The organism is Enterobacter sp. Res13-Sevr-PEC09-46 (assembly GCF_015672585.1).
In the GTDB taxonomy this organism is placed as follows: domain Bacteria; phylum Pseudomonadota; class Gammaproteobacteria; order Enterobacterales; family Enterobacteriaceae; genus Enterobacter; species Enterobacter hormaechei_C.
In genome coordinates this window covers 46,401-59,227 of the sequence record NZ_JADABR010000030.1, presented here as the reverse complement: position 1 = coordinate 59,227, position 12,827 = coordinate 46,401, and the positions used below count along the sequence as shown (strand labels likewise).

At 53.9% G+C, this 12,827-nt stretch carries 13 protein-coding genes; 10 read left to right on the top strand and 3 right to left on the bottom strand.

Features of this window, described 5'->3' with window-relative positions; genetic code table 11:
* Positions 1–9 precede the first annotated feature (9 nt).
* From astE to ves, 3 genes are all read left to right on the top strand, one after another.
* Positions 10–975: a succinylglutamate desuccinylase gene (astE, locus tag IMQ56_RS18660; protein WP_196063641.1), complete on the top strand. Its 966-nt coding sequence runs from the start codon at positions 10–12 to the stop codon at positions 973–975.
* Between the two features lie 337 nt (positions 976–1,312).
* Positions 1,313–1,807: an ATP-independent periplasmic protein-refolding chaperone Spy gene (spy, locus tag IMQ56_RS18655; RefSeq protein ID WP_196063640.1), complete on the top strand. Its 495-nt coding sequence runs from the start codon at positions 1,313–1,315 to the stop codon at positions 1,805–1,807.
* Between the two features lie 167 nt (positions 1,808–1,974).
* Positions 1,975–2,532, top strand: coding sequence for an environmental stress-induced protein Ves (gene ves, locus IMQ56_RS18650; protein ID WP_017384666.1), 558 nt, complete (start codon positions 1,975–1,977; stop codon positions 2,530–2,532).
* Here the strand turns inward: ves and cho are convergent.
* Both cho and nadE read right to left on the bottom strand, forming a co-directional pair.
* Positions 2,510–3,388 (bottom strand): excinuclease Cho, encoded by an 879-nt coding sequence (gene cho, locus IMQ56_RS18645; protein ID WP_196063639.1) that lies wholly within the window; start codon positions 3,386–3,388, stop codon positions 2,510–2,512. The genes ves and cho overlap by 23 nt on opposite strands.
* Before the next feature lie 115 nt (positions 3,389–3,503).
* Positions 3,504–4,331: an ammonia-dependent NAD(+) synthetase gene (nadE, locus tag IMQ56_RS18640; RefSeq protein WP_003857837.1), complete on the bottom strand. Its 828-nt coding sequence runs from the start codon at positions 4,329–4,331 to the stop codon at positions 3,504–3,506.
* A gap of 231 nt (positions 4,332–4,562) precedes the next feature.
* Here nadE and osmE point away from each other — a divergent pair, with 231 nt between their 5' ends.
* The 7 genes from osmE (at position 4,563) to chbG (ending at position 10,414) form a co-directional block, all read left to right on the top strand.
* Entirely contained in the window at positions 4,563–4,907 is a 345-nt protein-coding gene (gene osmE / locus IMQ56_RS18635; RefSeq protein WP_003857836.1) for an osmotically-inducible lipoprotein OsmE, read from the top strand.
* Positions 4,908–5,188: 281 nt separating this feature from the next.
* Complete coding sequence (gene chbB, locus IMQ56_RS18630) at positions 5,189–5,506, top strand: PTS N,N'-diacetylchitobiose transporter subunit IIB (protein ID WP_015570750.1); 318 nt, start codon at positions 5,189–5,191, stop codon at positions 5,504–5,506.
* Between the two features lie 80 nt (positions 5,507–5,586).
* A complete protein-coding gene (gene chbC / locus IMQ56_RS18625) occupies positions 5,587–6,945 on the top strand; it encodes a PTS N,N'-diacetylchitobiose transporter subunit IIC (RefSeq protein WP_017384664.1) in 1,359 nt (452 codons plus the stop codon).
* 47 nt (positions 6,946–6,992) lie between these two features.
* On the top strand, positions 6,993–7,340 hold the full coding sequence (chbA, locus tag IMQ56_RS18620; RefSeq protein ID WP_003857835.1) for a PTS N,N'-diacetylchitobiose transporter subunit IIA: 348 nt from the start codon (positions 6,993–6,995) through the stop codon (positions 7,338–7,340).
* A gap of 29 nt (positions 7,341–7,369) precedes the next feature.
* Positions 7,370–8,188, top strand: coding sequence for a transcriptional regulator ChbR (gene chbR / locus IMQ56_RS18615; RefSeq protein WP_017384663.1), 819 nt, complete (start codon positions 7,370–7,372; stop codon positions 8,186–8,188).
* 109 nt (positions 8,189–8,297) lie between these two features.
* Entirely contained in the window at positions 8,298–9,653 is a 1,356-nt protein-coding gene (locus IMQ56_RS18610; RefSeq protein WP_017384662.1) for a 6-phospho-beta-glucosidase, read from the top strand.
* Between the two features lie 11 nt (positions 9,654–9,664).
* Positions 9,665–10,414: a chitin disaccharide deacetylase gene (gene chbG / locus IMQ56_RS18605; protein ID WP_047745633.1), complete on the top strand. Its 750-nt coding sequence runs from the start codon at positions 9,665–9,667 to the stop codon at positions 10,412–10,414.
* Positions 10,415–10,527: 113 nt separating this feature from the next.
* Here chbG and katE read toward each other — a convergent pair whose 3' ends face one another.
* Positions 10,528–12,777, bottom strand: coding sequence for a catalase HPII (gene katE / locus IMQ56_RS18600; protein ID WP_017384660.1), 2,250 nt, complete (start codon positions 12,775–12,777; stop codon positions 10,528–10,530).
* Positions 12,778–12,827 lie beyond the last annotated feature (50 nt).

Below are 12,827 nucleotides of genomic sequence, written 5' to 3'. Positions count from 1 at the left end.
GGAGATGATATGGAAAACTTACTGGCGCTGACGCTGGCCGAAGAGACACCGGAGCGGCAAGAGGGGGAAGGCCCCTCGTTCCACTGGCGATGGCTGGGGCAGGGCGTGCTTGAAATGACGCCGATGGGGGAATATGACCTGTCGCTGCTGCTTTCGACCGGCATTCACGGAAACGAAACCGCGCCCGTGGAGATTGTCGATCTTTTGCTGCGCGCGCTGTTTCGCGCAGAGATCACGCTGCACTGCCGTCTGCTGGTGGTGCTGGGAAATCCGCCTGCGCTGGCGCAAAATAAACGGTATCTCGTGAGCGACATCAACCGCATGTTTGGTGGTCGCTGGGCGCAGTTTCCACAGAGTGATGAGACGACACGCGCGCAATGGCTGGAGAAGGTGGTCACGGCGTTTTTTGCCGGGGCGGGGGAAACACGCTGGCACCTCGATCTGCATACGGCCATTCGCGCCTCGTACCACGTGCGTTTTGGCGTGTTACCGCAGCGTCATCAGCCGTGGGATGAGGCGTTTCTGACCTGGCTTGGCGACGCGGGGCTGGAGGCGCTGGTTTTCCACCAGACGCCAGGCGGCACGTTTACCCACTTCACCTGCGAGAATGTTGGCGCGTTATCCTGCACCCTGGAGCTGGGAAAAGCGCTGCCGTTCGGGCAAAACGACCTGACGCGTTTTGCCCCTACGCATCAGGCGCTTCGGGCGTTGCTCGCCGGGGTTGCGCCGGAACCCTCCCGGGAACCCGTTGTGCGCTATCGGGTCGTGCAGCAGCTCACGCGTCAAAGCGAGGCTTTCCAGCTACATATGGCGCCCCATACGCTGAACTTTACGCCGTTTCGCCAGGGCGTCCTGCTGGCGGAAGATGGTGAGACGCGCTATGCGGTACAGAAATCCACGGAATATGTTTTATTTCCTAATCCGTCGGTCGCGTTTGGTTTGCGAGCAGGCCTGATGCTGGAAAAAATGCCCTGATCGTCTCCCCTCGCGCAGACCGGAGGGGAAATGAAGAATAAATTTCTTAGCGTTAAAAGCGCTCTGGTATTGTTTGCGGAATATTCCTGGAGAATTGCTTTATTATTAAACGGCACTTCGCTATACTTCTCCATAATCTCTTTAAAATCATCCTGTTGAATATTTTTGTTTCATCTCTCCACGCTTTTTCCTTAATTTCTCCACAATTGGCGAAAAGTTGTTTTTTACACTTTCATTGTTTTACCGTTGCTCTGACTAATTGACGATAAACCCCGTAAAGTTAATCTCGTCAACACGGCATAGCGCCGAAGAATAACTGAAAGTAAGGAAAGACATTATGCGTAAATTAACTGCACTGTTTGTTGCCTCTACCCTGGCTCTGGGCGCTACCAGCATGGCGTTCGCCGCCGATACCGCGACCACTACCGCCGCGCCGACGGAAGGCAAAATGATGATACATCATAAAGGCAAGCCGGGTATGCACCATGAGATGATGATGTTTAAAGATCTGAACCTCACCGATGCGCAGAAGCAGCAGATCCGCGACATCATGAAAAGCCAGCGTGACCAGATGAAACGTCCTCCGCTGGAAGAGCGCCGCGCAATGCATGACATCATTGCCAGCGACAGCTTCGATAAAGCAAAAGCGGAAGCGCAGATCGACAAAATGGCCGAGCAGCATAAAGCGCGCATGCTGGCCCACATGGAAACCCAGAACAAGATTTACAACATTCTGACGCCGGAACAGAAAAAGCAATTTAATGCCAATTTTGAGAAGCGTCTGACAGAACGTGCAGCGCCGGAAGGTAAAATGCCTGCACCAACCGAATAATCGGTTCACTCTCTTAAGACCGCCGGGCTCCTGTCTACAAAAGCGAAAACGCTGTGGACAGGACCGGCGGTTTTTCTTTTATCCCATGCCTAAGGTCTGGCCTGACTGCTGCCGATAATACGTCTGTGAAAATGCCCTGGCGCACGGTGCGTCCTTCAGGAGTGGTCATGGAATTCTTTGATATCCGTAAAATGCCGGTCAGTCTCTGGCGTAATGGTGCGGGTGAGACGCGTGAGATTTGCTGTTTTCCTCCCGCGACGCGGGATTTTTTCTGGCGGGCCAGTATTGCCTCCATCGCCAGTAACGGCGAATTTTCCGCGTTCCCGGGCGTCGACCGGGTGATTACGCTGCTGGAGGGCGGCGAGGTGACCCTGGATGCAGGCAGGGCGTTTTGTCATACCCTGAAGCATCATCAGCCTTACCGATTTGCGGGCGATCTGGCGGTGAAAGCCGTGCTCACAGAGGGGCAAATGTCGATGGACTTCAACATCATGACCCGACGGGATTGCTGCCAGGCAAAGGTGCGCGTTGCTACCCGGACGTTCACTACCTTCGCATCACGCGGTGGGGTGGCATTCGTATTAAGCGGCGCCTGGCAACTGGGCGACAAATTACTGACCGCCGATCAGGGCGCCAGCTGGGAAGCGGGCAGTCATACCCTCCGTTTACTGGAAACGAAGGGGTCGCTGCTGTTCAGTGAAATTACCTGGCTGCCGGGTCATTGAGGACGATGATCTCATATTTTCCGGTTAACAGTGGCTTGCAGAGAATTTTGTAACCATCCTGATCGAAACCGGCAGGGGTGCGCAGCAGAGCGGTAGCGTCATCCAGACTTTCAACGGCGCCAAGCCAGAGCCAGTTGCGGATGATGTGATAGTGCGTCATCGCATCACGGGTTTCTTTCAGCGCCACCGCGCCTTCCCACGGCCAGCAGTTAACGCTGATAGAGGCCAGGCCAGCCATAAACCGGGCATGATGTTCTTCAACGCTCTCTTTTCCACAGCACGCCCCGGCGCAGCGTTTCAGCGCGGAGCGGAAACAGGCGCGACCACGGGTGGTGGCTTCCAGCCCTAACAGGCCGTAACAAAGCTGTAATTCATCAGCCAGGGATTGCAGGGTTTGCAGTGCGGCTCGTTTGTTGGCAAACAGACCGTAAAGATTGGGTTCATGCGAAAAATCCACTTCCCGGGCATAAACGACCTGCGGTTTTCCAGCGTTAATCTGCAACGAACACAGCTGGCGGTTGCGGCGCAGGCGTTTGTTAAACAGCGGCTGCTGCTCCTTGATGAGCCGGGCTTCGAGCAGAAGCGCGCCCAGTTCGCCTGCCGTCTCGATCCAGGTGATCCGCCGGGACTGCCTGAGCATCGATGCTTCGTCCGGCGTACGCAGGTGCGACATCACCCGGCTGCGGATATTCACGCTTTTGCCGATATAGAGCGGCATGGTGTCGCTGTCGCCGTGGAAGAAATAGACGCCAGGCTGTTTAGGCAGTGCCTCAAGCCAGGGGCGAAGATGCTCGGGATATTCGTAGATAGCCGCCGCTTCAAACTCAAGACGCGGGGCGGATTGACGCCTGCTCACATACTGCTCCATATACTGTTCAGGCATACAGTGTAGCAGGTGTTCGGTGGTTAAAAAAGAGCCGGGTGGCGGCTACGCCTTACCCGGCCTGCAAAACTGAGTTACCGTTTTGCTTTTACTTTTTCCAGAAATCATCAAACACCGTAATGGGCGGACGACGCTTGTGCTCGGTTTTCAGATACCAGCCTTCGATAATTTTAGCGGTACCTTCGTCGAGCGTTTTGCCTTCCAGATAATCATCGATGTTGTCATACGTGACACCCAGCGCGGCTTCATCCGGCAGGGAAGGGCGATCGTCCTCCAGGTCCGCCGTTGGTGCCTTCTTATACAGGTGCTCCGGGCAGCCCAACGCCGCCAGCAATTGCTTGCCCTGACGCTTGTTCAGACGGAAGAGGGGGTTGATATCCGTGCCGCCATCGCCGTATTTGGTGAAGAAGCCGGTGATGGCTTCCGCGGCGTGGTCAGTGCCGACGACGACCCCTTTGGTCATCCCTGCGATACTGTACTGCGCTTTCATGCGCTCACGGGCTTTCTCATTGCCGCGGACAAAATCGCTCAGTTCAATACCGGCTTCACGCAGGGCCTGCTCGCTGGCCAGTACCGAACCTTTAATATTTACGGTAAGAACACGGTCCGGCTGAATAAACGCAATCGCATCCTGACAGTCCTGCTCGTCGGCCTGCACGCCATACGGCAGACGTACGGCAATAAATTGCAGCGCGGTGTCACCGGTCTCGTCACGCAGCTCGGAGATGGCCATCTGGCTCAGCTTACCGGCCAGAGTGGAATCCTGACCGCCGCTGATGCCCAGCACCAGCGTCTTCAGGAAAGGGTGTGCAGACAGGTAAGCTTTCAAAAAATCAACGCTACGACGGATCTCTTCATTGGCATCAATCGCAGGTTTCGCGCCCAGCGCCTGAATAATTTCTTGTTGCAGAGCCATTACGCCCTCCCTATGCAGAACCAAACAGAAAGTGTGATCTGTTAAAACTAACCCTTTGTCGGGGAAACGACAAGGATCACAGTTTTGAGTGTACTGTTTTACAGCGATTTAGCAGCTTACCGTTGTTTTATTAGAATTTTCCGAAATTCGTCTGGCGTAACTCGCAAAGTTGAACAATAGTAATTTTTATCCCATGCTTAGTTAACACGCTGATAAACAAGAGGACGGAATATGAACAAGAACGTAGCAGGAATTTTAAGCGCAGCGGCGGTACTGACTATGCTGGCAGGGTGTACAGCTTACGATCGCACTAAAGATCAGTTCACACAGCCAGTGGTAAAAGACGTCAAAAAAGGCATGACGCGTTCCCAGGTTGCAGCCATTGCCGGTAAACCTTCTTCAGAAGTCACTATGATCCACGCGCGTGGTACCTGCCAGACCTATATTCTGGGTCAACGTGATGGTAAGGCAGAGACCTATTTTGTCGCCCTGGATGATACGGGTCACGTGATCAATTCTGGTTACCAGACCTGTGCCGAATACGACACCGACCCACAGGCACCTAAGGCACAGTAAGCCTGCTTGCCTGAGAGCGTTAACAAACCGGCCGGAAGGCCGGTTTTTTTATGCATACGTGAATCTTATTTCTTGGCGCGAATTATTTGCCTGAAATGTGAAGGTAGTCAACAAGCCAGGTCAATGAGAGACAATTTCAGTCTATCCAGAATTATCCCCTCCCTGTACCATTGCGTATACTCACTTCAACGACAAACAATGTTCAGCACACTGCCCGTCAGCCAGGATAGCGAGTCGAGTGATAGCGAGACGGCGGGTAGCCAAACAAGAGGGAAGTTATCATGGAAAAGAAACATATCTATCTGTTTTGCTCTGCGGGCATGTCCACTTCGCTGCTGGTTTCCAAAATGCGCGCGCAGGCCGAAAAATATGAAGTCCCTGTGGTGATTGAGGCGTTTCCGGAAACGCTGGCGGGCGAGAAGGGCCAGACAGCAGACGTTATTTTACTCGGGCCGCAAATCGCTTATATGCTGCCAGAAATTCAGCGTCTGCTACCCAATAAGCCGGTCGAAGTGATCGATTCCGTTTTATACGGCAAGATTGATGGTTTAGGTGTATTAAAAGCTGCCGTTGCGGCGATTAAAAAAGCTGCTAATTAATTTTTTATTTTTCCCGTCAAAGAGTTATTTCACACACAATACGCCGTAACGGTCGTTGCGGCATTTAAGGGTATTTTCCTATGAGTAAAGTCATCGCTTCACTTGAAAAGGTACTCCTTCCTTTTGCTGTTAAAATAGGAAAGCAGCCTCACGTTAATGCCATTAAGAACGGCTTTATTAAATTAATGCCGTTGACATTAGCCGGGGCAATGTTCGTTTTAATTAACAACGTTTTTCTGAGCTTTGGAGAAGGTTCCTTTTTTTATTCATTAGGAATTAGGTTAGATGCTTCAACTATTGAAACCCTTAATGGTTTAAAAGCCATTGGCGGCAACGTATACAACGGTACGTTGGGTATTATGTCGCTAATGGCGCCTTTCTTTATCGGAATGGCGCTGGCGGAAGAGCGTAAAGTGGATCCGCTGGCGGCAGGCTTACTGTCCATTGCCGCGTTCATGACCGTCACACCGTACAGCGTGGGTGACGCTTACGCCGTTGGCGCCAACTGGCTGGGTGGGGCAAACATCATTTCCGGTATTATTATCGGGCTGGTGGTGGCCGAAATGTTCACCTTCATTATTCGCCGTAACTGGGTTATCCGCTTGCCGGATAGCGTTCCGGCCTCCGTTTCTCGTTCATTTTCCGCGTTGATTCCGGGCTTCATTATTCTCTCCATCATGGGGATTATTGCCTGGGCGCTCTCTCACTGGGGCACAAACTTCCACCAGATCATTATGGACTCTATCTCAACGCCGCTGGCGTCGATGGGTAGCGTGGTCGGTTGGGCGTATGTCATCTTTACCTCCCTGCTGTGGTTCTTCGGCGTGCATGGTTCACTGGCACTGGCGGCGCTGGACAGCGGTATTATGACCCCATGGGCACTGGAAAACGTCGCGCTTTACCAGCAGTACGGCTCCGTCGATGCGGCGCTGGCGGCCGGTAAAACCTTCCATGTGTGGGCGAAGCCGATGCTTGACTCCTATATCTTCCTGGGCGGTACCGGGGCGACGTTGGGTCTGATCATCGCGGTCTTTATTGTCTCTCGCCGCGCCGACCATCGTCAGGTTGCGAAGCTGGCCCTGCCGTCAGGCATCTTCCAGATTAACGAGCCGATCCTGTTTGGTCTGCCAATTATCATGAACCCGGTGATGTTCATTCCCTTCATCCTGGTTCAGCCGCTGCTGGCCGCGATTACGCTGACGGCGTACTACCTGGGCATTATCCCGCCGGTGACCAACATTGCGCCGTGGACGATGCCGGCTGGTCTGGGCGCGTTCTTCAACACCAACGGTAGCGTGGCGGCCTTCCTGCTGGCGATATTCAACCTCGGGATTGCAACCCTGCTCTACATGCCGTTCGTGGCGATTGCGAACAAGGCCGCAACGGTTATCGATGAAGAAGAGAGCGAAGAGGATATCGCCCTCGCACTGAAATTCTAAAATTGCACGGCGCGGGGCAACTCGCGCCAGCGGAAAGGAGCTTAAAGATGTTAGATTTAGAGAGTATCGTTGCCGAAGAAACCGCAGAGAACGATCTGGAAGAGGTGGTGATGGGCCTCATCATCAACTCCGGGCAGGCACGCAGCCTGGCGTATGCGGCGCTTAAGCAGGCTAAGCAGGGCGACTTCGTTGCCGCGAAAACCATGATGGAGCAGTCCCGTACAGCGTTAAACGAAGCGCATCTGGTGCAGACGAAGCTCATCGAAAGCGACCAGGGCGAAGGGAAGATGAAAGTGAGTCTGGTGCTGGTACATGCGCAGGATCATCTGATGACCTCCATGCTGGCACGCGAGCTGGTCGCGGAGCTCATCGAGCTTCACGAGAAGATGCAATAAGTCAGTTGAAGTAGCAGGAGGTCAGCACGATGGAAATCAAAACCGCACATGAGCAACAGCTGTTTAATGGCAAAAATTTTCACGTGGTGATTTACAACAAAACGGAGAGCGCCAGCGGTCTGCACCAGCATGACTACTACGAGTTCACGATTGTTCTGACCGGCCGCTACTATCAGGAGATCAACGGTAAGCGCGTCCTGCTTGAGCGTGGCGATTTCGTCTTCCTGCCAATGGGATCTTATCACCAGAGCTTTTATGAGTTTGGTGCGACACGCATTCTGAACGTAGGGGTGAGCAGGCGTTTCTTCGAGAAGCACTATCTGCCGCTGGTGCCGTTCTGCTTTGTGGCGTCACAGGTGTATCGCGTTAAAAATGAGTTTATGACCTGGATTGAAACGGTTATCGCCTCGCTGAATTTCCGCGACAATGAATTTGATGAATTTATTGAAACCGTGACGTTCTACGTCATGAATCGCCTCCGCCATCACCGTGAAGAACAGCAGGTGGTGGATGATATTCCTCAGTGGCTGCGCAGTACCGTGGAGCTGATGCACGATAAAGGACAGTTCAGCGATAACGCCCTGGAGAATATGGTGGCGCTGTCGGGTAAATCGCAGGAATATTTGACGCGCGCCACGCAGCGTTATTACCGTAAAACGCCTGTGCAAATCATTAATGAAATCCGCATTAACTTTGCCAAAAAACAGCTGGAAATTACTAACTACTCTGTCACCGATATCGCTTACGAATCGGGTTACAGCAGCCCCAGCCTGTTTATTAAAACCTTTAAAAAATTGACTTCATTCACACCGAACAGTTACCGCAAAAATTTAACGGTAATTAATTAACTTTCGGCGGTTTATCCGCCAGGAACCGTGACGTAATGGCTTGCCCAAATAGCGGGAAGAGTACGCTATACCTTGCAGGCGATTAACCTGATACGCTAAGGGAGATATTATGCAACAGAAATTAAAAGTCGTAACCATTGGTGGCGGCAGCAGCTATACCCCGGAATTACTTGAAGGTTTCCTGAAACGGTATCATGAATTACCGGTCAGCGAATTATGGCTGGTGGATGTTGAAGAAGGTCAGGAGAAGCTGAATATTATTTTTGAACTGTGCAAACGCATGGTTGAAAAAGCGGGCGTGCCCTTAACCGTGCATAAAACGCTGGATCGCCGCCTGGCACTGAAAGATGCTGACTTCGTGACCACGCAGCTGCGCGTCGGCCAGCTGAAGGCGCGTGAGCTGGACGAGCGCATTCCGCTGAGCCACGGTTATCTGGGCCAGGAAACCAACGGGGCAGGTGGCCTGTTTAAAGGCCTGCGTACTATTCCGGTCATTTTTGACATCATTAAAGACGTGGAGGAGATCTGCCCGAACGCCTGGGTGATCAACTTTACCAACCCGGCCGGGATGGTCACCGAGGCAGTCTATCGCCACACCGGTTTCAAACGCTTTATCGGCGTCTGCAATATTCCGATTGGCATGAAGATGTTCATCCGCGATGTACTGGAACTGACCGATAACGATGATCTCTCCATTGATCTGTTCGGCCTGAATCACATGGTCTTTATCAAAGATGTGATAGTGAACGGGCAATCGCGCTTTGCGGAACTGCTCGACGGCGTCGCCTCTGGTCGCCTGACCGCGGCCTCGGTGAAAAACATTTTCGATCTGCCGTTCAGCGAAGGGCTGATCCGCTCCCTGAATCTGCTGCCGTGCTCGTATCTGCTCTACTACTTCAAGCAGAAAGAGATGCTGGCCATTGAGATGGGCGAATACTACAAAGGTGGCGCACGCGCTCAGGTTGTACAGAAAGTAGAGAAGCAGCTGTTTGATTTGTATAAAGATCCGAACCTGAACGTCAAACCGAAAGAGCTGGAGCAGCGCGGCGGGGCATACTATTCGGATGCCGCGTGTGAAGTGATTAACGCCATTTACAATGACAAGCAGGCCGAGCACTATGTAAACGTTCCCCATCACGGGCACATCGACAATATCCCGGCAGACTGGGCCGTTGAGATGACCTGCATTCTTGGGCGCGAGGGTGCAAAACCACATCCCCGCATTACCCACTTCGACGATAAGGTGATGGGCCTGATTCACACCATCAAAGGCTTTGAAGTGGCGGCGAGCAATGCGGCCCTGAGCGGCGAACTGAATGACGTGCTGCTGGCGCTGAACCTCAGCCCGCTGGTGCATTCTGACCGTGACGCTGAAAAACTCGCGGGTGAGATGATCCTGGCGCATGAAAAATGGCTGCCAAACTTTGCTGCAACGGTTGAGAAACTGAAACTCACACACCGTTAAGAGGAGGCGCGATGGAAAACCTGCTGATCGTCAATGCCGATGATTTTGGCCTGTCAAAAGGGCAGAACTACGGCATTATTGAAGCCTGTCGCCGGGGCGTCGTGACCTCTACAACAGCGCTCATCAACGGTGAGGCGGTGGAACATGCGGCGCAGTTAAGCCGTGAGCTGCCCGAGCTGGGCGTGGGCATGCACTTTGTGCTGACGCTTGGGTTGCCCCTTTCGCCAATGCCGGGCCTGACGCGCGACGGCCAGCTGGGGAAATGGATTTGGGAAATGGCGGAGCAGGACGCTCTGCCGCTCGATGAGATTGCCCGCGAGCTGGATTGCCAGTTTAACCGCTTTGTGGATGTGTTTGGCCGCGAGCCTACCCATATTGACAGCCATCATCATGTGCATATGATCCCGGAGATTTTCCCGCTTGTGGCAGAGTTTGCGCAACGTAAAGGCGTGGCGATGCGCGTGGATCGTGAGGTGCGCGGGCTGCCGGACGTCGCGGTGACGTCAACGGAGGGGTTCAGCAGCGCATTTTATGGCGACGAGATCGACGAAGCGCTGTTCCTGAAGGTGCTGGATGAGTCCGCCGCGAAAGGGGAGCGCTCGCTTGAGGTAATGGCGCACCCGGCGTTTGTCGATAACATCGTACGTAAGAGCGCCTATTGCTGGCCGCGTCTGGCGGAACTGGATGTGCTGACGTCGGCGTCGTTGAAGTACGCGATTGCCGAGCGTGGGTATCGTCTGGGGACGTTCAGGGATCTTTGAGTTAAAGCCCGGTGGCGAGGTAAAAGCAAACGGTAACCTTTTGGTTACCGTTTTATTGTTTTCTCCCTCTCCCGAGGGAGAGGGCTTCAGACCGCACAACCGGGTATGGTTTTTTACGCCGGTATCTGGTCAATCTTACTGCTGCGCGACCACACGCGGTGGGCGGCAAGCAGGTCAAACAACCGGGTCATAAACGCATCGTCAATGTTATCACCTTCGACAATGCCTTCTTCCCCTTGATCCGGTACCTTCAGCAGAGATTTAAACTTCCGCGCATCGCCTGCCAGGGCGATTGGCTTCAGGTGCTTATAGGCTTCCAGCAGATAATAGGCGGCATCACCGTTACCGAGCAGGCTCTCAACGTCGCCGCACGGCATAATCACCGCGTCAACCGTCAGCGACGGTGCCCCGGCGAAGGTCGCGGCAATTGGCAGGACAGAGCCATCGTCGGCTGTCACTTCACCCATGCGGGAGTAAAGCAGTTTGGCATGTACGCCCTGGGTTTTGAGCGCCTTCATGATCCCCAGCACGTCGCTGGCGCGCGGTTTATCATTCAGCAGGATAGCCACTACGCGGCCTTTAATTGACCCGCCAGGTACCGCGTACAGGCTCAGGGACGGATCCTTCTTCAGCCCGTTCACGTCTTTTGGCGGTGCGGCATGGCATTGCTCGTCAGTCAGCGTGATGCCGAGATTATTCGCCACGCCCTGAGCAAGCTGGATATCAATATGCGCCAGATGGTCGACCACGCGCTCGCGAATGTAGGTACGCACCACTTTGCTCAGCTCAAAGCTGAAACCGCCGATAATGTGCTGCTGTTCAATCGGGGTCTGGCTGTTCCAGAACAGGCGAGGCTGAGCGTAATATTCGCCGAATGACGGGCTGCGCTCGCGAATTTTTGTTCCGTCCACGCGCTCCTGATACGACTCAAATCCGCCACGTTTTGGCCCCGGCGGGGTTTCACGCGGCCAGTTATCGTTAATGGAGTTTGGCTCGTAGTTCGCCGGGTTGGTATCGATATCCTGGCGATGCATCCCGTCACGCTGGAAGTTATGGTACGGGCAGGTCGGACGGTTGATAGGAATTTCGTGGAAGTTCGGTCCACCGAGACGGCTGATCTGCGTATCGGTGTAAGAGAACAGACGGCCCTGTAGCAGCGGATCGTTGGTGAAATCCAGCCCCGGCACAATATGCCCCGGGTGGAACGCAGCCTGCTCATTCTCCGCGAAGAAGTTATCCGGGTTGCGGTTAAGCACCATTTTGCCCACCAGCTGAACCGGCACCAGCTCTTCAGGAATAAGCTTGGTCGGGTCGAGCAGGTCGAAGTCGAATTTGAACTCGTCCTCTTCCGGGATCAGCTGTAACCCCAGCTCGTATTCCGGGAAATCACCGGCTTCAATGGATTCCCACAGTTCGCGACGGTGGAAGTCCGGATCGCGCCCGGTCAGCTTCTGTGCTTCATCCCACACCAGGGATGCTTTCCCCGCGACCGGTTTCCAGTGGAAACGCACAAACGTCGCTTTACCTTCAGCGTTAATCAGACGGAAGGTATGAATACCAAACCCTTCCATGGTGCGATAGCTGCGTGGGATCCCCCGGTCAGACATCGCCCACATCACATTGTGAAGGGTTTCCGGTTGCAGGGAGACGTAGTCCCAGAAGGTGTCATGCGCACTTTGTCCCTGCGGTATGGCCCAGTGTGGCTCTGGTTTTACCGCATGGACAAAGTCAGGGAATTTATGCGCATCCTGAATGAAGAAAACCGGGGTGTTATTCCCGACGAGGTCGAAAATGCCCTCTTCGGTATAGAATTTGGTGGCGAAGCCGCGGATATCACGCACCGTATCGGCCGAACCCGCGCCGCCCTGTACGGTAGAGAAGCGCACAAATACCGGTGTGATTTTGTTCGGATCGGAAAGGAAATCCGCCTTCGTGATCGCCTTCAGGCTCTTGTACGGCTGGAAATAGCCGTGCGCCGCGGAGCCGCGAGCGTGAACGATACGCTCAGGAATACGCTCATGGTCGAAATGGGTGATTTTTTCCCGCAGGATGAAATCTTCCAGCAGCGTCGGGCCGCGCGTTCCGGCGCGCAGGGAGTTCTGGTCATCGGCGATACGCACGCCCTGATTGGTGGTCAGCGCATAGCCTTCACCCCCTTTGCGGTGCGGGTCGAGAGATTTTAACTTCTCGTTATCCGCATCGGGCGACTTCACGCTTCCCGGTGCAGTAGGTTGCTCGCCCGGCGCGGACAGGCCCGGCGACGGTTTATGAGAGCCATCCGCAGGGGCGAGTGAGTCCATTCCCGGTTGAGATTCTTCGGTGCCATGAATAGGGGCTTGATGTGGTTTATCATTGTTCGACATTGCACGATTCTCCTTTGTTCGTTCCTGAAAACCCTATTAAGGATAGAACA

Bases quoted from the DNA above. Each gene is read 5' to 3' on its own strand.
- osmE (WP_003857836.1), top strand. From the start codon at position 4,563: ATGAACAAGAACGTAGCAGGAATTTTAAGCGCAGCGGCGGTACTGACT.
- chbB (WP_015570750.1), top strand. From the start codon at position 5,189: ATGGAAAAGAAACATATCTATCTGTTTTGCTCTGCGGGCATGTCCACT.
- chbC (WP_017384664.1), top strand. From the start codon at position 5,587: ATGAGTAAAGTCATCGCTTCACTTGAAAAGGTACTCCTTCCTTTTGCT.
- ves (WP_017384666.1), top strand. From the start codon at position 1,975: ATGGAATTCTTTGATATCCGTAAAATGCCGGTCAGTCTCTGGCGTAAT.
- spy (WP_196063640.1), top strand. From the start codon at position 1,313: ATGCGTAAATTAACTGCACTGTTTGTTGCCTCTACCCTGGCTCTGGGC.
- chbR (WP_017384663.1), top strand. From the start codon at position 7,370: ATGGAAATCAAAACCGCACATGAGCAACAGCTGTTTAATGGCAAAAAT.
- chbG (WP_047745633.1), top strand. From the start codon at position 9,665: ATGGAAAACCTGCTGATCGTCAATGCCGATGATTTTGGCCTGTCAAAA.
- nadE (WP_003857837.1), bottom strand. From the start codon at position 4,331: ATGGCTCTGCAACAAGAAATTATTCAGGCGCTGGGCGCGAAACCTGCG.
- IMQ56_RS18610 (WP_017384662.1), top strand. From the start codon at position 8,298: ATGCAACAGAAATTAAAAGTCGTAACCATTGGTGGCGGCAGCAGCTAT.
- astE (WP_196063641.1), top strand. From the start codon at position 10: ATGGAAAACTTACTGGCGCTGACGCTGGCCGAAGAGACACCGGAGCGG.
- katE (WP_017384660.1), bottom strand. From the start codon at position 12,777: ATGTCGAACAATGATAAACCACATCAAGCCCCTATTCATGGCACCGAA.
- chbA (WP_003857835.1), top strand. From the start codon at position 6,993: ATGTTAGATTTAGAGAGTATCGTTGCCGAAGAAACCGCAGAGAACGAT.